General features: G+C 57.2%; 15 protein-coding genes and 1 pseudogene. 5 read left to right on the top strand and 11 right to left on the bottom strand.

Features of this window, described 5'->3' with window-relative positions:
* Positions 1–11 precede the first annotated feature (11 nt).
* Positions 12–404: pseudogene (locus tag AC1DDS_RS04020) on the top strand (FGGY family carbohydrate kinase); the annotation flags it as partial.
* A gap of 247 nt (positions 405–651) precedes the next feature.
* Here AC1DDS_RS04020 and AC1DDS_RS04015 read toward each other — a convergent pair.
* Positions 652–993, bottom strand: a complete 342-nt coding sequence (locus tag AC1DDS_RS04015; RefSeq protein WP_477477685.1) for an amidohydrolase family protein — start codon at positions 991–993, stop codon at positions 652–654.
* 322 nt (positions 994–1315) lie between these two features.
* Between AC1DDS_RS04015 and AC1DDS_RS04010 the strand changes: the two genes are divergently transcribed.
* Both AC1DDS_RS04010 and AC1DDS_RS04005 read left to right on the top strand, forming a co-directional pair.
* Positions 1316–1540, top strand: coding sequence for a hypothetical protein (locus AC1DDS_RS04010; protein WP_477477684.1), 225 nt, complete (start codon positions 1316–1318; stop codon positions 1538–1540).
* A 342-nt stretch (positions 1541–1882) separates the two neighbouring features.
* Entirely contained in the window at positions 1883–3532 is a 1650-nt protein-coding gene (locus AC1DDS_RS04005; protein ID WP_477477683.1) for a right-handed parallel beta-helix repeat-containing protein, read from the top strand.
* Between the two features lie 140 nt (positions 3533–3672).
* Here AC1DDS_RS04005 and AC1DDS_RS04000 read toward each other — a convergent pair whose 3' ends face one another.
* The 8 genes from AC1DDS_RS04000 to AC1DDS_RS03965 form a co-directional block, all read right to left on the bottom strand.
* Positions 3673–4395 carry a class I SAM-dependent methyltransferase gene (locus tag AC1DDS_RS04000; protein WP_477477682.1) on the bottom strand — a complete coding sequence of 241 codons (723 nt, stop codon included), beginning with the start codon at positions 4393–4395 and terminating at the stop codon, positions 3673–3675.
* 37 nt (positions 4396–4432) lie between these two features.
* Positions 4433–7165 carry a glycosyltransferase gene (locus tag AC1DDS_RS03995; protein ID WP_477477681.1) on the bottom strand — a complete coding sequence of 911 codons (2733 nt, stop codon included), beginning with the start codon at positions 7163–7165 and terminating at the stop codon, positions 4433–4435.
* Positions 7137–8312: a glycosyltransferase gene (locus tag AC1DDS_RS03990; protein WP_477477680.1), complete on the bottom strand. Its 1176-nt coding sequence runs from the start codon at positions 8310–8312 to the stop codon at positions 7137–7139. Before AC1DDS_RS03990 ends, AC1DDS_RS03995 begins: the two co-directional genes overlap by 29 nt.
* A complete protein-coding gene (locus AC1DDS_RS03985) occupies positions 8290–9447 on the bottom strand; it encodes a glycosyltransferase family 4 protein (protein WP_477477679.1) in 1158 nt (385 codons plus the stop codon). Before AC1DDS_RS03985 ends, AC1DDS_RS03990 begins: the two co-directional genes overlap by 23 nt.
* Before the next feature lie 126 nt (positions 9448–9573).
* On the bottom strand, positions 9574–10800 hold the full coding sequence (locus AC1DDS_RS03980; protein WP_477477678.1) for a polysaccharide biosynthesis/export family protein: 1227 nt from the start codon (positions 10798–10800) through the stop codon (positions 9574–9576).
* Positions 10801–11522: 722 nt separating this feature from the next.
* Entirely contained in the window at positions 11523–12452 is a 930-nt protein-coding gene (locus tag AC1DDS_RS03975; RefSeq protein WP_477477677.1) for a hypothetical protein, read from the bottom strand.
* An 82-nt stretch (positions 12453–12534) separates the two neighbouring features.
* Positions 12535–13554, bottom strand: a complete 1020-nt coding sequence (locus tag AC1DDS_RS03970; protein ID WP_477477676.1) for a GNAT family N-acetyltransferase — start codon at positions 13552–13554, stop codon at positions 12535–12537.
* Between the two features lie 163 nt (positions 13555–13717).
* Complete coding sequence (locus AC1DDS_RS03965; protein WP_477477675.1) at positions 13718–14347, bottom strand: helix-turn-helix transcriptional regulator; 630 nt, start codon at positions 14345–14347, stop codon at positions 13718–13720.
* 661 nt (positions 14348–15008) lie between these two features.
* Here AC1DDS_RS03965 and AC1DDS_RS03960 point away from each other — a divergent pair.
* Both AC1DDS_RS03960 and AC1DDS_RS03955 read left to right on the top strand, forming a co-directional pair.
* Positions 15009–16484, top strand: a complete 1476-nt coding sequence (locus AC1DDS_RS03960) for an MBOAT family O-acyltransferase (RefSeq protein ID WP_477477674.1) — start codon at positions 15009–15011, stop codon at positions 16482–16484.
* Positions 16459–17475: a hypothetical protein gene (locus AC1DDS_RS03955; protein ID WP_477477765.1), complete on the top strand. Its 1017-nt coding sequence runs from the start codon at positions 16459–16461 to the stop codon at positions 17473–17475. The genes AC1DDS_RS03960 and AC1DDS_RS03955 overlap by 26 nt, the downstream gene beginning before the upstream one ends.
* A gap of 160 nt (positions 17476–17635) precedes the next feature.
* On the opposite strand, the gene AC1DDS_RS03950 is transcribed toward AC1DDS_RS03955, so the two are convergent.
* Both AC1DDS_RS03950 and AC1DDS_RS03945 read right to left on the bottom strand, forming a co-directional pair.
* A complete protein-coding gene (locus tag AC1DDS_RS03950) occupies positions 17636–19003 on the bottom strand; it encodes an O-antigen ligase family protein (RefSeq protein WP_477477673.1) in 1368 nt (455 codons plus the stop codon).
* 29 nt (positions 19004–19032) lie between these two features.
* On the bottom strand, positions 19033–20175 hold the full coding sequence (locus AC1DDS_RS03945) for a glycosyltransferase family 4 protein (RefSeq protein WP_477477672.1): 1143 nt from the start codon (positions 20173–20175) through the stop codon (positions 19033–19035).
* Positions 20176–20180: the final 5 nt, after the last annotated feature.

Raw genomic sequence — 20180 nt, 5'->3', positions numbered from 1 at the left:
CACAAACGAGCATGCGCCTACAGCAAGTTGCAATGGCTGCGCTCGGGCTCGATGCGTCATTTCCACCGCCGGTCGGTAGCGGTGAACGAGATGATTTGTGGCGATTTGCATCAGTCCGGTCGGCGCTTTTGGAAAACAACGAGAACTTACGTTCGGCACAAAAAAGTGGCATTCTGAGATTGGGCACGACGGATGCCTTCTTTCTCGACAGATTGGCAGGGACGTTTGCTACCGATACGACCACGGCATCGCGTACATCGTTGATGAACCTTGAAACCGGCGGTTGGGATCCCGAACTGTACGCACTTTTCGGCGTTCCAATTGAATGCCTGCCGGAAATCCGATCCAGCATCGGCTTTTTCGGTGAGATCGAAGGTACCCCGGTTACTGCATCGCTGGTCGACCAGCAAGCTGCCCTCTATGGCCACGGGTGTCGGAAAGCCGGCGACACCAAAATCCCATTCGGAACGGGGGCCTTCGCCCTTGCCGTCACTGGCGATGCAATCGTTCGCTCTGCCAGCAAAGGTCTTCTCGCAACCGTAGCATGGTCTCATACCGGCATCGTCTATGCCGTCGATGGCGGCGTGTACGACGCGGGCGCTGCCGTTGAATGGGCAACCTCACTGGGTGTGAGACCGGCAATCCTGTCGGCTAGATTCGGATGGAGGCGGAGGGGGCGCGCCGGTCGGGCGGTGCGTCGCCGACCACGAGGTTCAGCCGGGCGCCGCGAATGCCTTGGAAATGGAGCTTCTGCAGGTCCTCCTCCGTGGTCTCCGGGGAGAGCACGGCAACACCACGCGCCTCCGGACCAAGCCGGGACAACGTGTCCAGCAGGCAGGAATTGTCGGAACCGTAGGGGCTTGGCTGGACCACGACGACGCGGCCCAGGCCCAGCACCTGCTGGTGTGTCACAAGGTCGTCGGCCGTTGCCGGCTGCGGCGTGTAAACCCGCCCCAGGCGATATGCGCCTTGGTTTAGGCGGCCAATTTGCACAATCTAAGATAGGCGGTCCGCCGACTGCCGCGGGGAACGCCGGTCGACATGGCCCTCAGGTCTTTAGCTTTGGTGATCTTCGCTGTCTTATCCGCGAAATTTCTACAACATGACTATCGTTCCTCGCCGTGGCGTCGTCCCCCTGTGCTACACTTCAGACACAGCCCGGTGAACCTGCCCGCCTGTTGCCGGGCTTCGGACCCACACAGCAAGGCGGGCCACTGATTTGCTGTTATGCGCCGCGCTCGTTTATGGCCCCAAGACGAGGGCGGGATTTTCACGACAAACCTTCACTTGAGCTCTATGGCGAGTGGAGAAGGTGATGAAAAGCAAGCTCACCCCCGAGGACATGGATGCATTTCCTCCCGAGGATTTGAAGGAAATCCAGCGTGTCTTTCAAAAACTCTGCGACGAGCGCGGTTTCGAGCGAGGCAGCGACGGTGCCAGCAGCCTCGCTCGATCGGTTCTGATCTATTATGGTCAGGGCGTGCGAGACACGAACACTCTAGAGAAAGTGTTGCGTGGTACCCATCCGGTGACGATCTGACCGGACTTCGCCGGTGACAATCGGCAGTTACATTGGTGACGTTGTCGTGCGTACCGGCCGATAGGGGTTGTAAACGCATGCCATGAGCATGCACTTGAAACCATTTCACAAATTAAGGAAGTCGGCCTTTGGTGGCGGTTACTAAGGTAATCCCTCCATCGCGATAGTTGTACTGTGTCATTTTGACGTTTTCCACAGGCCGACAAAGTCTCGTCGCATTTACATGTGCAGTCATCATCCGCGCTCTCGAAGGTTCGAATCGATAACCGGTCATCTTTGAGCAAAACAACCTTAGCTATACCTCGGTCGTGAGCAGGCTGAGTCTTATGAGGATTCTAAAGAATGGCTTCTTACTACGTTTCTCCCAATGGATCGGACGGTAATTCTGGTCTGCTGGATAAACCGTTCGCATCGCTTCAGCATGCGCACGATATCGCAAAGCCCGGCGATACGATCTATATGCGCGGAGGTGTCTATAAGCTCACATCTGGAGTGAACCTCACGAAGGATGGCACGAGCGGCAATCCGATTACGGTGACAAACTACAAGGATGAGGTACCGGTCCTGGACGGATCCTCGATGAAGGGCGGCTATGTCGTCAACATGTCGAGTGCATCGTGGAACCACATCAAGGGTCTTGAGATCAAGAACGGCCCCGAAGGTGGCCTCATGATCCAGGGCGCCTCGAACAACAACACAATCGAGCAGTTGGACGTTCACCACAACGGATGGAATTCGGAGTGGGAGGGCAAGGGCATCGTGATGTTCGGCTCCAGCGCGAACAACCTGCTTCTCAACAACGACTCTCACCACAACCAGGATCTGCATGGCGACAATGCGGACGGTTTTCAGATCAGCACCACGGGTGCGGGCAACGTCCTGCGCGGCAATCGCGCCTATGCCAACTCGGACGATGGCTTTGATTTGTTCAACGTGCAAAACGGCACGAAGGGTGCGCCCGTTGTTCTGGATGGCAACTGGGCCTTCGACAATGGCTACGCCAATGACGGCAGCGCGGGCGGTGACGGAAACGGCTTCAAGCTGGGCGGTGCGCGCGCGGGGACGAACACCACCTCGGGTGGCCATACTGTGACCAACAACGTTGCGTGGGGGAATCGTTCGATTGGTTTCGACGAGAATGCCGCCTCCAATCCGATCAAGCTTGAGCACAACACCGCGTATAACAACGGCCTATACAACTATGGATTCTGGGATACGGAGCATACCTTCCGGGCCAACATATCGGCCGGCACCGGTAAAATCGCGGCGTCCGGATCGACCGAAGGCAACTCGTGGACGTTGCCGGTAAAGGTGGACTCCAACGATTTTCAGTCGTTGAACGACAGCACGGCGCGGGGCGACCGTACAGCCGACGGCTCCCTCCCGACCACGAAGTTCCTTCATCTCGTGAACGGGAGCGATCTGGTCAATCTGGGCGCTTTCGAGGCGGGTACGCCGCCCACCGAGGTTACGCCGCCTACTGGGGTCACGCCGCCGACTGGCGTTACGCCGCCTTCCGTTGACGTTCCGGCTCCTGTCGGCCTACCCGACTACGACTCGCACAAGATGATCGACGGCAATGGGCGTGCAAACACCATCAACGGCACCTCGGGCGCCGACTTGATCGATGGCAAGGGCGGCAACGATAAGCTCTTCGGCCTCGGCGGACATGATATCCTCGAGGGTGGCAATGGGGCGGACCAGTTGCAGGGGGGGACCGGCAACGACTTCCTTCAGGGCGGCAACGGTGCCGATGTCTTTGTTTACCGGGAAGCCAACTGGGGCACGGACGTGATCCTGGACTGGCAGGACGGTTCCGATAAAATCGACCTTCGCAAAACCGGTCTCACGTTCAAGGACCTGGGCATCGTCCGCGCCGACGTCGATGGCGATGGCGCCAAGGACGACGTGTTCATTCTCAGCGACCACGGCAACATCGGCGTGCTCGATAGCAATACCTCGGTGATCACCGCCTCTGATTTCTTGTTCTGACGGGGTTTGGACCAGCGCGGACTCCGTTCGCGCTGGTCTTCCATGTCGCTGCGCCATGCCAACTTCTCCGGGCCGCCGCAAGGCGACACTGATGGCGATATTTGCGGTCTGATAACTGTGCAGGGATCCCCCGACAGCGTTCAGGAACCGGACGCGTCTGGGGCTGCGGTCAACAATCCAAGATAATGAGATCGCAGAAACGGAATACCGGCCAGGAGCGGATAGGTGATGGCTGCCGTGGATCCCAGGCTATCGGCCAAAGGAGGAAGCAGCGAAATCGACCTAAGCCGTATGACAGTCGACGGAAACAGGCGGCGGATCCGCCTTCTTGTCATTGCTCGAACCGAGCGATTCGTCGGGCTGGGATAGCGGAGATCATACCACAAGATCGCTCCCGATTTCTTGAGCACTCGGAGCATTTCGGACGCGATGTTTCCCGCCATTTCCTGCTCAAACACTGATGAGAAAATGGTGAAAGCGACTATTATGTCAAAAGAGTCATTTGGGAAGCTCAGGCGTTCGGCATTTGCTTGCATCAGATTGAAGGCCGGGTAGCGTCTGCGTGCACTCTCTATGTGAGCAGACAAGAGATCCACCCCGAAAAGATTCTCCGGCGGCACTCCGCGCTCATTAAACCAGCGGAGCTGGCTTCCATAGCCGCATCCGACGTCCAGAATCCGGCATTCGCAGAGAGGTCGCCCGAACCATTCGTCGATCAAAGTTTCGATTGCATCGCTCCGTTCCTTGCACAGTTGCTGACGACCGAGGCTGTCGTGGTTCCATCGTCCTTCCCGCAGGTATTCGGTATAGATTTTTCGAAGTCGCTTAACCTCGTCGCCGCTCTCTGGGGACTCTCCTAACATCCTCTCGGCCCTCTTCGATCAGGTCGTTGGCAGCCGGTTACTGGTCCGACACTGCCGAACGCGCATGGCAATCATCGCCCGGGCGAAGCCCCGACAGAATGTTTCCAAGTCGACGCCTTTGAGATTCCAAAAATTCCGGGTCTTGAGTCCAGTGCCTCCAGGAGGCGCCTATGGTTCGGGCGATCTCCCCGCCGATCTCGCCGCAACCCTTGCGCTTGAGGATCTCGACGAATTCGTAATCTTCGACTCCATCGCGAAGCCATTTGAGCCGCATGGAGGGCACCACGCCCTCCACTCCGACGGGTTGCCCCGGGTAAAGAAGCAGCCCCTCTCCCGGGTACTCGTTGCCTCCCGTCCGGTACGTCTGCACGTTCTTCCAAGGGTTGTCGGTCCAGAGATCGACGCGCCAGTACAACAACCCTGTCAACCCGAGGCTCTGATTGATGAAGCCGGGCTGAATACGATAGTTGATCGGGGCAAAATCGATCTCCCACTTTGGAGAATATTCGTCCTGAACGAGGGCATTGTATGACCAAACCTCATCGCCCTTGGCCAAGACCTCGGAGACCCGCTCTGATGCGCTCTCGTACATTGTGGGAAGAAGCACCCAGATATCGACCGCAGAACGCCCGTTTCCGGTGCCATCGTCATAGAGTTCGGGGGCAGGCTTCATCGTCACGAGATTGTCGACACCCGCCTCATGCAGCACGCGTGCCCAGGCTTTCATGGTTTCATAGATACCGCCGCAGCGGTCGATTTCATCGGCCGTATAATTGAAGAGACGGAGCGCGGGATTGTGCTCAGCTGCCGCCTCTTGCACCTCTTCGAGCGATGGGGCCGGCGTCATCGTGCATTGAGCCATGCTGGCATTGCTCCACAGGCCGAGATTGACGGATTTCAGTCCGAACCTGTCGATAAACAGGGCCTGATCCTGAACTCGCACGTCACGCGGCATTAGCCTATGCTTCAGCAATTCGGCCTGAGCCTGCGGAGTATTCGCTTTCCAGATAAGGAAAGCCGAGTTTAACGAGGGGGTGAGCGGGAGTGTGAAATTCCACACATGAAGCACAACCTCGCCGACGGCATTACCCTGATCGCTTGACACTGTCACGGCGCCGCTATAGCGGCCGGGCAACGTATCGCGTGGAACGAAGACGTCGATCCAGATCGGCTGGTTTTGGCGCGAAGGAACGGAAAAGGCAGTTGCAGGTGGGGAGTGGCCGTCTCCCGCGGAAGCGATTGCTTCGGCGCCGAGCGGTATCAGTGCATCGGCGTACCATCCCGGGCCGAGCGGTCGGTTCGATCCGTGCAGGTCGGGACTGGATCGCGTCACATGGACGTAGTGCTCGCGATAGCGTGTCACATTCGTCGCTGCGATATGGGCTCGGTCGCCGTTGACCAAATCTTCCACCTGGATCGTTACGTTGGTGAGGCCGGTGTCCGGCGCACTGATCCCGAGCTGAAACGACTCGGTTTCACCGCGGGCGGCATAAAGTTCGATCGCCACCCGGTCGCCGGGCACAGCGTCACGCTCGATGCGTTCCAAGCTAGGCACGAGCCAGATGGCCGGTTCTGTCCGCGCTGTGCCGGAAGGCAGCAAGAAATAGAAGATGCCTGGCACGAGCCAGAGGGTCAGCCCAGGGTGCGGCCAACGCCAGGGACCAGGTCTTCGGCGGGTGCTGATGGAACGAGCAATCGAACCTGAAAGGCGCGTGACGAGGGAGCGGGATCGCAAAGCAAGACCGTAAAGTGAACCGCATCCATAGCTCAAGTGCAGCGAAACCAGCACCACGGGAAAGAAGAGCAGATGCATGCCGGGCGATGTGCAAGCGGCCAGTAAGGTCGCGGACAGCAATGCAAACGAATAAACTAACAGTATACCTGATGTTGTGAGCAACGCGGCAGGCCAAAACAGAGATACGGCTAATGAGATTGACAGGCTTGCGACTAAGGCGAGCGGAGCGAGATGACGCAGCCGCAATGCGCGCCAGTTCTCGACCAACGCGAGGGTACCGCCGAGTCCATTGGAAAAATACTGTTTGCAGAGCGCAGGCAGGGATTGTCGGGGTTGGTAGAAAGCCCGGATTTCCGGCGAAAGATAGAGGCCGTAGCCGAGCCGCCGTATTCTCTCGTTAAAGTCGTTATCCTCGGCACGCCAAAGATCTTCCCGTAGTGGACCTACTTGGTCGACGATATACTTCCAATAGCAGCCGTTCCATACGGTATCGGCCCACCCTACGGCTCCTTCTCTGCGGAACTTGGCAACCCCGATGCCGAAAGGGCTTCTATGTGCCGCAACGATCGCACGACCGATTATCGATTGTGCAGGCAAAGGACGCGCGATTGCTCCCACCCCCCCGGCACCTGTCGCGAGCAGTGTCGAGACGCTTTGCCGGACGACGTCGGGTTGGTAGCGGGCATGGGCATCAAGACGCAGCACGATGTCGGTCCGGATGCGAGGAAACGCTAGATTGAGCGCGGCGGCGGGGCAACCATGCGAATTCTCGATGACCCGCACCCGTGGGTTGATCCGCTGCATTTCTTGCAGCATCTCGAACGTTCCATCGGTTGACCCGGCGTCAGCGAACCAGATTTCGGCAATCGAAGGGTAATCCTGACTGAAAATGTCGGAAGCGAGTGTCCTAAGATGTGCGATCTCATTGCAAATCGGGATGACGATGCCGACGGTCGGCTGCTCCGGAACCGGGGGGGCCGGGTAATCGGCGAGCGCAGACCGGTATTCATGCGGCTTTTGAGAAGACTTCAGCATGAAGTACTCCAATCATCCGTGCACGATTGACTTCCAACGTGTTGTCAGCCATCAGCGCGCGCCCATTGCGACGCAAACGCTCCTGTAGTTCCGGACTGCAGACAACTTGCTCGATCGCACCTGCCAGCGCACAGACGTCGCCTGGCGGAACAAGCATGGCCGTTTCATTGTCCTTCAGCAGGTGAGGGATGCCACCCACGGCAGTGGCGATCGTGGGTAGGCCAATGCAAAGCGACTCATTGATGACTTGCGGAAAGCCCTCCGAGAAGGATGGGAGCACAAGCGCTCCGGCTCGCCGGTAAAGTTCGAACAAAGCCGGTCCATAGGACACAAAACCGTGGAATGTGACAGTGTCGTCAATGCCGAGGACCATGGATCGCGCCTTGAGCTCCGCCTCCAGCGGACCTGTGCCAACGATATCGAGGTGGCACGACACACCACGCCGCTTAAGGTGCACGAGAGCTTCGAGAAGCACGTGATGCCCCTTTTCCGAAGCCAACCGACCAACGCAGATCAAGCGCGTTGGATCGGGACCGGAAGACATTTCTGCAAAGGCTCTGAGCTGCGCGTCTCTGATAAGACAGGGCATATGGTCGTGGACCCGGTTGCTGAATCTGCGGTACTCCCGAGCAAGGTCTTGTCCTACAGTGAACACTGTTCGATCACGCGCAAGCCGCTTGAAGTGCCAATCAAGTGCCCTGGCGGCCGACACGGCAACATGACGCTTCAGACCCCGATGCGTACCCACCTGTTGGACCAGGTTCTGGCGAACCACCAGGCCGACCGGCACATCGAGGGCAATGCACTCCGTCGCGATCATCTGCCCAATCGGATGCGGGCCGACTATCAGGATCGCGTCCCAATTCCGCGCTTGCTCCGAGATCCGGCGACGGATCTCCAGGAATGCACGAGGCCCGACGCGCCAAAGTTGATACAGGTTCGGATAATATGGGAGAGGGCAAAGTGTGATCGCCGGATGGTCAAGCAAATAGGGCCCGCGTCCCGGTTGCATTGCCTCGCGCCCGATGAAGATGATCTCGTCGACGAACTCGATTAAACTGGCCGGAAAGAGGATATAGGACTCATCCGTCGAAAGAGTGTCGCCGTCGCGCCAAAAAACCTGATCAACGAAGATGGCGAGTCGCATGGCCAATCCACTTCTTTGTATCGACGTCGTTTCCCGCAGCGCATAACGTCCAGAGTTGGCCGGTGACCAATTTCGGCTGGAACTTCTGCTCGATCCATGCACGTGCGCGGGTACCGATCTGGCGCCGTATGTCGGCATCCGTCGCAAGACGAAGAACTTCGCGCGACAGGTCATCCTGTTTGGATCCGGCTATGACCCCGGTCACACCGTTTTGGATCAGGTCGGCGACGCCGTTCACTCGCGTGGCGACGCAGGGCACGCCCGCCGCCATGGCCTCCAAGACAACATTGGGCATGCCCTCGTAGTCGGAAGACAGAAGGAAAATGTCTGAGGCGCATATGAGCTCTCGGGCATCCGGCACACTGCCGAGAAAGCGGACCCTGTCGTCGAGCCCGAGGCGCGCCACCTGGCTCTTCAATGCGTCGAGACAGCCGAGCTCTTGTCCGGCGATCACGGCCTGCACAGTGCAGTGCCGACCTACGCTTTCGATCGTATCGATGAAGCGGTCGAAGCGCTTCTGGGGCACAAGTCGGCCTACCCCAAGTACCAACACCGCGTCATCGCGCAGATCAAGCCGCTGACGCCAATCGGCACGCCACCGTGCCATCTGGTCAGACGGGAAGATCTCGACCGCGTTCGGCACATAGACAACGTGCTTTTTTGAGCCGAGGCGGTGCGCGAGTTGCCTCTGGGTTTCACGCGAATTGCAGACGGCGGTCGAGATGCCGGCCACGCTCATCCACGACCACAAGCCGCGTAGGCCTGTCGGCAGGTCTGCAAACAATGCGTTACGGAACGATCCGATGCTTCGGAGGCCCAGCCCCGTCAAGGCGAGCGCGAAGACATTGGTATAGGACGACCACGAGAAGACGCATCGAGTTTTCTGAGCGACGCATGCCGCACGAAATTGCCGCATCTTATCCAGAGGGCGGCCCTTCAGCAGCACGACAGGAATACCGAGTTCGCGGATCGGAGCTTCCCAGAACCCGAGCTCGCCGGACACGTAGACGGTGGGGGCCCATCGAACGAAATCACAATGCGCGAGAAAATGATAAAGTTGCCGCTCGGTTCCGCCTTGCCCAAGCTGCCCGACGACCACGGCGATGGATTCCGGTTCCCCGCGCGCCTCTCGCATTAGTCAACTTCCCCTCTTGCTGGTGAGCCATACAGCGTCCTCCATGTCGAGCATGGGCTCCGTTTCTGGCCCCCCCGTGGATTGCAGATGACCGTTTCGCCGGCTGGGAGCTTCCCGATATCCCCTCTATTTCTCCCCGATCGCCGCCATACTCCCTGGCATCTGACCGGAACCGAGCAAGACTTCGATTACATCGCCCGGTAACAGCTCGGTATGCACGTCTGCCGGGAAGCGGCGCCAATCCTGCTCGACTTTGCGCATGATCGCAATTTGGGGCTGCGCAGCCGTTCCGAGCATTTGATCGGGTAAGGTGGTTCTGCCGGGCTGAAGCTTCTCGCCGGCACTCCTCAATCGCAATTGCGATTCGGCTAATCTCTCACTCGTCTCTCTGAAGTCCTTGAGAAGTTCGATCCGACGCAAGTTTATCGTCCTGTCGAGACTTCTCGCCAAGTCCCCCCGACCTCGCTGGATCTCCATCATGTTCACAGTGGTCTGAAGCTGGCGCGTGGAAGACAGAAGCATTGCGCGGCGTGCCTCCGACACACGCGTACTGGGCACGCTGCCGGCCTCGAACGCCTTGATAAGCTTTTCAAGCTCTTCCGCATCAGCCTGTGCTCCGCTGTCTTCCTGCTTTGCCTGTTGAGCGAGAACTGCGATCTGCTCATCCGCTTGCTTCATTGCGGCTCGAATGGAGGTGATCTCCTGGTTGTGGTTTTCCTGTGCGAATTTCAGCGATTCCCGTTCGGACCGAACGAGATTGGCGAGCGTGGCAGCTGGAACCGGTAGGTCTGCCGGGATTTTCTCTTCGAACGTATCCGCATCGTTCAGTTCGGCCTGCAGGCGTAGCAGGTGCACGGTATCTCTCGCATATTCCAACCCGTGTAGATTGTAGTCCTCGCGCATGTCCACCATTTGATCCGGATTGGACATGGTAGGGTTCGCTCGCATAGTGCTATAGCCCCCAGAGAGGGCCACGGCCTGGCGGACCGTCATAAGGGGCCGGAAGGCATATTGGCCTGGCGTCAAGACGTCGCCATCAACGTAGATAGGTCGGTATTCGACCACGGTTGCGGCGACATCGGTCGGGAGAACGACAACGGTATATTCGCGTCCCTCCGGTGTCTGCTCCCGGAAGAGTCGCGTCGGCAGGACGGCAGCGATCTGATTCCGCATTTCCGCCGCGGTCAGACCTGCGATTTCGAGAGTCCCAAGCGTCGGCAGAGATATCGTTCCATCGAACTGGATGGCAACACGGTAGTGCCACTCCGGCAATCCGGCGATGGTGATCTCCACCACGTCTCCTGGCGCAAGCTTGTACTCCGTTGCTGCAGCATTGCACACGAGCGTGAACACGAGCGGGATCCAGCCAACACTTAGCGCTCGGCGCCATGCGCCTATCCTTGCTATCCTCATGTCATCACCGACGTGTTACCTCGTGGACCGGTGCGCTCTCCCCCAAAATGATCTGCAACCATCTTTCATCGAGGCAGAAACGATGTACCGGATCAAGGGTGTGTTCTAGCAAGGCAGCCAGAGTCATAGCATTCATTCGAACACTGCTCGATCGAAGCGCTCGATCGATCATGGCGAACAGTAGCAGCAGGGTTCGAAGTGTCTTCATTCGTTTGCAGGATGGAGAGGTGGCTCGATTGTCTCAACAGTTCCGGGCCGGCCGTTTCGCTGTGAGCTTCTCTGCCGTCGCAACTCGAACCGCTTCGCCGCCGTATCCGGCTCGATCAGCGCCATCGGCAGCATTGTCACGCCTGATCCACTCGGCGACCTCATTTCCCGAGCAAGCTTCTTGCGCCAAGTGTAAGTGCTGGGAGAGAACATCGTGCCCTTGGGCAATCTCGGCGCCGGAACCGCTCGTCTCGACCTCCTCCAGAAACCGAAGCTTGTCCTCGTCCGTCCAGACGCGGCGGCACTCGACGCCCGTCAGAATCGCAATCCGCCCCATGGTTCACCCTTGGCTACGTCGCAGTACTGAATTAGCGACGTAACCTCAGGGCATCGGGCAAAATTTCAATTGCTGCTCGACCGGACGCCAGCTGACATGTCCGGCAAAATGGGCACTCCTACGACGCTCCGCAGGTCCAGATCTTGTGCTTGATCCAATCGCGCTCCATCCTGACACGCTCCGTTGTGTCAATGACGTGCTCGCCACGCTGTTGCCGAACATAATCGAGGAACGTCGCGACTGGTGCGAACCAGCCATTTTTCGATGCAAGGCGCCTCATAAGTTCCCTGAACCGCTGATTGAGATTTCCGTTCGCATCCTGGAAACCCGCTGCGAAATGCGTGTACATGATGCAGGCACCGCCCTCAGCCTCCAGGCGATCTTGGTTTGCTTCCGATATGACGCGAAGAAACGAATGGACCTCCGGTCCCTCAGATGATGAGAACCATTGCTTCACAAACGGCCGCTTCGGATCGTAATATGGCATACAAGGAAAGGTCTTCAGTGTATTTATATCCCCGGCCGTGAAATTGCGCACATAATCGATACGATCGCGGCAGAGGTCCCCCCAAAAATAAGGGCTTTCTTCGCAATGGCCATAGAAACGGGGCCTTTGGAATTGGAGAAGTCTATATGCTTGCCTCCTGATCCCACTCAGCCGAGCATCTCCCCAATAAATGTTGTCCGCGGATCCCGCATGGTTAGCCATGGTTCGAGGGTAGCTGCCGAACAACTCGTGGAAGCGTTCAAGGCTACGCACGATAGTGGCCCGCTCTGAACTGTGGTAGGTTGCGCCGTGGAAGCCTATCTCAAATCCGTCACGGTGCAGTTCACGGATATACGCCAAATAATCCGGGTCCTCACAGGTAGCACCGCCTAGCCTGGAAGTTTGGGAGCCGCGAATTGGCCAAACAGACTTGGTCGTGCGAAGGCCGTTATCGCGCAGGCATTCATAAACCTTCTCAAAGTTCCCGGGAGTTGCACGGTCAGTGTCGTCAAACACCGTGAACGCGAAGGACTTTCCGTCTGGCCAGCATAGCTTGTCCATTCAGGTTTCCTCATGTCCTCAATCATTGCCCACGACTAAGATCACTCCTGCCATCGGCAACGCGACACAAGGAGACGTAGGGTTAAGCCGATCTCGATTTAAAGATTCGGAGATTCCAATCACGTGGTGCATAGTACAGTGTTCTCCCAGCATCTCGAAGCATCGATATAACAACGCTCGATGATGCTCTAAACTGTGGGTAGCTTATCGGGTCGCCACCATATTTTTTCTTGTATGATCCGTCGCCGCCCCAGTAGTACCAATGCATGCCACGGCGCTTCCAGTACTTCATCGCATGCCAAAGCATGGGCTCATTCGGTCGCACGATCTGATGGTCACGAAGGCTAGCGTTTCCCCAGAAATAGGAAATATCGTTAAATCCAGGAAATATACCCGTGGCGATGCTCTGCCCATCTGAATCACGCGCGCGCAAGAGAAGGAGGTCTCCGGTCGGATAGACGTGTCTGATAAGCGCCTCTACGCGATCCATGCCATATGTTGGTCGCATGTTCTGCTTGGCGAAGACGTCTTCCAGCTGCCTGAAGTACTCCGCCGCAAATCCATCCGGCACGGCTTCCTCGATGACGACTCCGGACCTCGCAGCTTTCCTGATACAGTTCCTGCACGCTCCTCCGTCCATCCTGGCGAAAAGCTCGTCCTCTGACATCAGAAGGTTTGATCGAAAGGTCCGGACGAGCTGCGCTTTGACTCTACCGTCTTTGAAGTGCTCGCTGGCCAGATAGGGATCTGAGATTTCCAGATGATGGCAGCCAAGCACAGAAAAAACGAACGGGATCAGCGCGTCGACTGCATCGGTTCTGGACACATCATGCCGCAGATTGAATCCCATATATGGGGTTGTCCAGCCTGGGAATGGACTTCCTAGTATTCGGATACCCATCCGCCGGATGATGACGCCTACAAAAAAACCGACGGTCACGCCAGCGTTGTCCATTCGAGCCACAACCGGTTCCCCGGCTTGGGTCTCGCAAACGAAATCGATCCACGCCTTTCGCTGCGAGAAAGTTCGGTCGGCGAAAGAATCAAGAAGCGGCCAATTTACGTCGGCATAGACTTCTCTTTCCAGTCTCATCCGGCTCATTCACAATGCCCTCCGAATTCACGACAAGCTCGGACCAGGCTCCTGAAAATCGGAATTACGGTCATATGGCGCAATCGCCGAGGATGCGTGCCAGACATCGAGGATGACCGCAGCCAGGGGAGGCGATGTAGTCAGCGAATACGTCCGGCGTGCCTCCATGGTTTCAGGGCAACACAGCGATGCGATCCAGCAACGCGACGAGTTCGGCCTGGCGGTTTGTCTCCGTTTTCGCGAAGAGCGAAGCCAGTTGGGAGCGGATCGTCGTCCGGCTGAGGTGACGGAATCGAGCAATCTCCAAGGGAGACCCTCCTCGCGCGATCTCGATCGCAAGACGGGTCTCGGCGCTTGTCAATCCAAAGATTTCCTGCAGCGTCTGCGGATTGGGTTCCGGCCGAACGGTCCGATCGAGCAGCGCGATAATACTCACGCCGTCCGAGACGCCCTCTGCTCGTTCGCTGAACATCACGGGACGCCCTTCACGGAAGGACATGACTACCCACAAGATCGAGCCGGGCAGAACGTTCTCCCAACCGCCAATCAACCGCCGGAGACTGGCGGAAATCTGATCCGGTGTGTCGGCGATGGCGTCCGCGTTGGCCAGAACAGCTCGTGTGCTTGCATTCCACCCTACTACTTTCTTGTTTCTGTTCAGGGCGACATAGCCACAACCGATACGGTTCATCATCCGCTGAACCGGGTGCGGAATGGCGTCCAAAGCACCATCATGTTGACCGAAAGCCGGACCCGGCCTTAGAGCCCAAGCGTCGTTATCACGACTGGAGAATTCCTCCATTTTTTCAACCTCTGGCTGCAACCTTTGATTGTCGTATCGCTCCACTTTACGGCATGCGAGGAGGAGGCTGCCTGGGCACTTTGTCGGCCCGTCGTTTTGCGTCGCCTAAGACGCCGATCAGCATCGTGATCCGGCGGAGCTAACTCCTTTCCGAATTTGCAGCGAACACGTTTGCCGAAAGCGGGGGTATACTAACTTTCGTGACGGCAGTCAAATACCTCTAAAGTATTACCTCGTGGCAAGATGTCGATTAGCTCCTAGCACAATTATCGGATGTCAGCGGCTCTTTAGGCTGCTTGAACGAATTGACCCAGGTATTGTTTGAGGGTTTCTAAAAAGAACCTAAACTGCGGCAATAATGCGAAGAAAATCCGGATCGCCGCACTTTGCGGCCGGCTCGGCAAGCTGTAAACTGTCGTCGGTCATAGGGTCCATCTCTCGGTAAGGTTGTAGTCGAGCGGTTCCACCTTCTCCGAAATCCGGCGCCCACCTGACGCGGCAAAACGGAAGCAGATTCTTGTCGCCATCTATTTGCGCCGGACAAGTGATGGCGTTCAAAGAGGACGAGGTCGAAGGCCTGATGACGGGCGCCGACGACGGGGATAGTGCCCATGTCAAATCCAGAGCAATGTCTTGAGCGCACGTAAGCCGATGATGACGCATGCCGATAATCGATCTGGCACTTTTGGAAGAGGGCGTCATGTTGTTCAACAGTTGGGCGTTTTGGGTCTTCTTTGCCGTTGTCATCTCAGTATACTGGTTTCTCCCATTTCGCCTTCAAACATTCTTTTTATTGGCGGCTAGCTATTTCTTTTATGGCTGGTGGGACTGGCGATTTTTGCCCATCATTACCTTTTCTACATTTATGGATTTTTATCTGGGCGTGATGATTGCCTCCACTTCCTCCGAAGTTAGCAAACGGCGATACGTCTGGCTGTCCGTGACCGTAAATCTGCTCCTGCTCGGCCTCTTTAAATACTATAATTTCTTTTCCAACGAGTTCGTCACAGCGCTTAACTCAATTGGCATCCAAGCATCGCTACCGGTTGTCCAAGTGCTTCTTCCAGTGGGAATTTCGTTCTACACCTTCCAAAGCATGAGCTATATCTTCGACATCGCCCGCGGGGTGACAAAGCCCGCTACGAATTTCTGGAACTTCGCCCTCTATGTCTCATTCTTCCCGCATCTGATCGCCGGGCCCATCATGCGTTCTGGCGCCAAAGGGCAGGATGCCCTTGGACGGGGACTATTGAAGCAGATCGAAACGCCGCGGGTCCATCGCTCTGACGACTTCGCAGTCGGGCTTTACTATATTCTACTAGGTCTTTTTAAAAAGGTTGTTATCGGCGACAACATGGCCGCGCTGGTCAATACCATCTTCAATCGCGATGCATCCCAACTCACTGGCATCGAATGCCTTGTCGGCATCTATGCGTTCGCTTGGCAGATTTATGCTGATTTCTCAGGCTATAGCTCTATAGCCCAAGGCGTCGCCAGATGGATGGGCATTGATCTGATGGATAACTTCAAAGTCCCCTATCTGGCTATATCCCCCAGTGATTTCTGGCGCCGCTGGCACATTAGCCTCTCCACGTGGTTGCGCGACTACCTTTACATCGCACTCGGTGGCAATCGTGGCGGGGGGAACATGGTTCTCCGCAACCTTATGATCACAATGGTCCTCGGCGGCATCTGGCATGGCGCCAACTGGACCTTCGTTTTCTGGGGCCTCTATCATGGGGCACTGCTGTCGCTCTACCGGCTCATGGGCTGGGAAAACGTGCGCCCGCCGTCTATCATTGATCGTAGTTGGCGGATCGTGCTGATGTTTCATCTGATCTGCTTGGGCTGGCTTTTGTTCCGTGCCGAGAACATGCAGCAGGTAGGTGAGTTCCTCTATCTCATGGCCACGGACTGGCGCGTCACGCCCACCGCTATTGCCATGCTCGGTTTGATCGCCTTCTATGCTCTTCCGCTGTTTATTTTTGAGTATTGGACCACCTCTCACGCGAACAATCTTCTTGGCCTCACACAAAGTCCTTGGTTCGCGCGTGCATCCGTATACGCCTACGCAGTGCTAATGCTCATCGTCTTCCAAGCACCGGAAAGCCATGAATTCATCTACTTCCAATTCTAGGTCCGAATGGAAAGTGATTGCGAGCGTGCTGGCCGTACTGCTCATAGGAGAAATCAGCCTTTACTTCACCGAGAACCGGCTGTCTTACGATGTGCAGCACATTGGGCAGATACCGGCTACCGTCAACGACATTAAACAAGGGAATTCTCCACACGTCCTTTTCCTGGGCAACTCATTGACGCGTGCGGGGATACGCCCGGATATCGTCAAGGGAACATGGGCGGGTGTAAATCTCCCAGATGCAACGATCGGTCTTATTTATCCTGACGACACGGTGCTTACTGATTGGCTCTATGTATACCGTCGTTTCGTTCAGCCGGCCAACACTCAGCTTCGCTTGGTCATCATCTGCTTTGCTAATGACCACCTCGATGATGGCCCAGTCCGCAATTCTGAGCGTCTCGGCAGCCAGTTTGCCGGGTTGTCTCTTGCCGCCGAGGCTTTCTCCCACGACGTTCTCTCACTCAGCGATCGTGTCCGATATTTGCTTGGCGCCACTTCTCGGCTCTGGGCAAACAGAGAGCGCATACAGAAACGGGTTCTCGCACTGATCCCTGGCTACCAGGAATTCGCTCCAATCATCAATGATGTTGTTCGTAGTGATGGGCAGACTGCAGCTCACGCTAAGGCTCCCACCTTTAATCAGCTTGCCAGATTTCTTAATATCGTCACAAGCGATGGCACCAAGGTCGTCTTTGTCGCCACACCTGTTCGTCAACCCTATCCTCTCCCCGATGAGCTCTACAAAACCATCCGCCGCGGTGGCGCAGAGATCATCGATCTGCGCGGCTTCGAGCGCACCGGGCCCGGCGATTTCCTTGATAGTCTTCATCTCGCACCCGCCGCGGCTGAGCGGTTCTCCAAAGCTCTCGGCATCGCCTTGGTCGGTAATGACTACGCCCACACTGCTCTTTGGGGCACCCGCCTCCAAGACTACAGGCCTGAACCCAGTGGGTCATCTACCGTCGGATCTGGTATCATGGCGCGGTGATCGTCGATCTCTTCGCTCGGCGTCGCGTCGGCCGGGCCGTGAGTGATCGCCTGCATTAGGAGCTTGCGCGGAGGCGCTGCGCAAAGCGTTGACCATCCGACGACCATTAACGGCCAAATGACCGCAGAGGTTCTCGTCTTCACGGGTGTCGGACAGGCGCTTACGCGGCTTGCCCAGGTCGCAGCAATCGGGCCGGAAATACGAGCAGCCCCAGGAGTACGAAGAAAGTCGGGTGAGCGTCCACTCCTCCGCCCTTCAGCCAGGAGGCGAAGTAGCCCATGGACACACCGAGCATCAGCGGAAAATAGCTCGCGACCAGCGCATCGTGAGCATATAGCTTGTGTCGTTGCCGAAAGAACTGCCACACAGCGAGAACAACCGCGCCGGCATAGAGGAAGACGCCGAGCACGCCGGTCTCTACTGCCACCTCGAGCAGCGGACTATGACTCGGCAATTGAGGGCGATGTGCGTAGATGCTCGTCAAGGAAGCGACATATCGATGGAGCTCAGTCGGGCCGTTGCCGACTCCCACACCGGTCCACAGGTTGTCCTGTATAAGCAGCAAGCTCGCATGCCACAGCACAGCGCGTCCGCCCAGATCTCCTCCTTCATGGTCTTGGAAGCGTTGCACGAGGACATCCGTCGCGAATGGTACAGCGGCAAGCAGGACCACCACCAGTATTATTCCGACGATACCGAACGGTCGCATCGGCTTGTAGAAGAAGAACGCGAGCAGCACGATCACGAGGGAGACAGAACTTCCACGGGAGCCGCTTAGGGCCACAAGACCCAAGGTGCACAGGATGAAGAAAATGCTGAGCCCCAGATGGAACGTGCGTTTTGCGCCGGTTGAGCGCAACACCGGCCAGATCGAGCCGGGAAGTGTCAGGACTAGCTCCACGCCGAAGAGGTTCTCGTTCATACCCAGGACTTGCAGTCTCTCGCCAGGCTGGAAATCGCCTAAGAAAACCGCATACAATCCCCCCAGGAGGAGGATCCAGCCCATCAACCTCAGGACGCGCATCAATTCGTCTAAAGCTTCTATTGATCTGACCTGCTCGGAAATGAGTAGCAGCAGAATGAATCCAATGGCATAGGTGACAAGTTCCTTGCGGGCCAGGATGAGATCGGGAGCCCAAAGCAGCGTGACGATCGCCCAGACAAGATAAAGGGCCAATACGATGCATACGGCGTTCCACTGGATAGGCTGCCGCTGAACGATGACGTTGAGCAGCCACGCACCGAACGCAAGCGCAAGGGCCGAATTGACCGCGAGAGTAAAGACAGGTTCGAGCCGAAGCCCCGTTGGCATTAGCGAAAGGAAGATCGCGACATGCAGGGCGCCCCGCGGCCGTTGCACCAAATAGAGAGCGATCGCGGCGCCGCCCGCGCCACCGACGGCCAGAACAGGGGCGCGGGGATCGCCCCACAGGATCAGCAAGGAAGACATCAAGATTGCTAGCAGGACAGCCGAGGCAACGTACAGCAGGCTCATCGGCGGTGATACAACACGAAAAAGATTCAGCACCGCCGTTCACCCCTGCCTTTGAACCTGGATCAGCCGCGATCCATGGACGGTATTGTGGGCGCCACGCCCATTCGTACTCCGGGAAGAGCCTCGTCTAGAGCCCGGCATACCGCCTCGAGGCTATGCCGCCGACGAACATAGGAAAGCGCGACTTCTCCGCACCGCTGATTGAGCGCCTTCGTTCGCGCGAGCGCATCGACATCATGGACCAGTTGAGGCACGGTTCGGCTGACGAAGCCCAAGCCCTCCTGCTCGATCACTCCTCCCGGATCCACCGATAGCGACACAACCGGAACCCCTACGCTCCAGGCCTCAAGCATAGTGTTAGGAAATCCTTCGGCGCGGGAGGTATTTACCAGAACTTTGCTTTCCGCAAGCAGAGCCATGACCTTGTCGTCGCGCTGCGGGCCGTAAAAAGTCAAGTTTTCTAGTTTCGACATCCGCTGCTCGAGCGCTGCTTGTCGCGTGCTGCTCACTGTGGGATCGAATCCGCCGATCAATGCGAAGCGCAGGCTGGGCAGCGCTGACGCCAAATCCAAGTAGAGATGGAGTTGTTTGCTGTTGCGGATCTTCGCGATCCAGATCGCATCTATGGTGGTCGTGTCGTAGGCGCGGGGAAGTTCGCAGACCGAGCGCACCAGATTCGGCACGTGTACCGAGCGCTCTCGCAGCCGCGGATTGAGGAGCGCCACTTGCTGCGCGTGCTGAACCGCGATCAGGTCGGTGCTTCGCAAACCAAGGCTGAATAGCGGCGCGTGGAACCATTTCTTGTGGCCGTAGGCGGTCCAGGGCGTGCAATGAAGGTCATGGGCCAATGCATATATGAAGCATGTATCCAGGCGGCGCCGGGCAAAAAGGCCCATTAGCCAAAGAAAATCCATTGGAAGGCGCGCGTAGAGAACATTCGGGCGCAACATGTCCATGGCACGCCAGAATGCCGGGAGACTCCCAGGAGATCGCCACGCCGGTGCAGCTTCGATGCAGGTGACCCCCGAAATCTTGCTGAAAGACTGCGTCTGTCCGTTACCGTACAGGAGGGCCACCTCGTGACCAAGACCCGCAAGCGCCGCTGCAAGATAAGCTATCTGTGCTTCAGCGCCACCTGATGAGCGGGAATCGCCGGCGAGGACCTGGGCCGATCTATATCCAGGAGAAACAAAGCACCACCGCAACGTTT

This window comes from Mycoplana sp. 10N416 (assembly GCF_056394765.1).
Note: the sequence above shows the minus strand (reverse complement) of the source record. Positions and strands in the feature narration are given on the sequence as shown.

Coding starts and splice junctions, on each gene's coding strand:
- AC1DDS_RS04000 (WP_477477682.1), bottom strand. CDS start 4,395: ATGTTAGGAGAGTCCCCAGAGAGCGGCGACGAGGTTAAGCGACTTCGA.
- AC1DDS_RS03975 (WP_477477677.1), bottom strand. CDS start 12,452: ATGGACAAGCTATGCTGGCCAGACGGAAAGTCCTTCGCGTTCACGGTG.
- AC1DDS_RS03965 (WP_477477675.1), bottom strand. CDS start 14,347: ATGGAGGAATTCTCCAGTCGTGATAACGACGCTTGGGCTCTAAGGCCG.
- AC1DDS_RS04005 (WP_477477683.1), top strand. CDS start 1,883: ATGGCTTCTTACTACGTTTCTCCCAATGGATCGGACGGTAATTCTGGT.
- AC1DDS_RS03990 (WP_477477680.1), bottom strand. CDS start 8,312: ATGCGACTCGCCATCTTCGTTGATCAGGTTTTTTGGCGCGACGGCGAC.
- AC1DDS_RS04010 (WP_477477684.1), top strand. CDS start 1,316: ATGAAAAGCAAGCTCACCCCCGAGGACATGGATGCATTTCCTCCCGAG.
- AC1DDS_RS03985 (WP_477477679.1), bottom strand. CDS start 9,447: ATGCGAGAGGCGCGCGGGGAACCGGAATCCATCGCCGTGGTCGTCGGG.
- AC1DDS_RS03955 (WP_477477765.1), top strand. CDS start 16,459: ATGAATTCATCTACTTCCAATTCTAGGTCCGAATGGAAAGTGATTGCG.
- AC1DDS_RS03970 (WP_477477676.1), bottom strand. CDS start 13,554: ATGAGCCGGATGAGACTGGAAAGAGAAGTCTATGCCGACGTAAATTGG.
- AC1DDS_RS03960 (WP_477477674.1), top strand. CDS start 15,009: ATGCCGATAATCGATCTGGCACTTTTGGAAGAGGGCGTCATGTTGTTC.
- AC1DDS_RS03995 (WP_477477681.1), bottom strand. CDS start 7,165: ATGCTGAAGTCTTCTCAAAAGCCGCATGAATACCGGTCTGCGCTCGCC.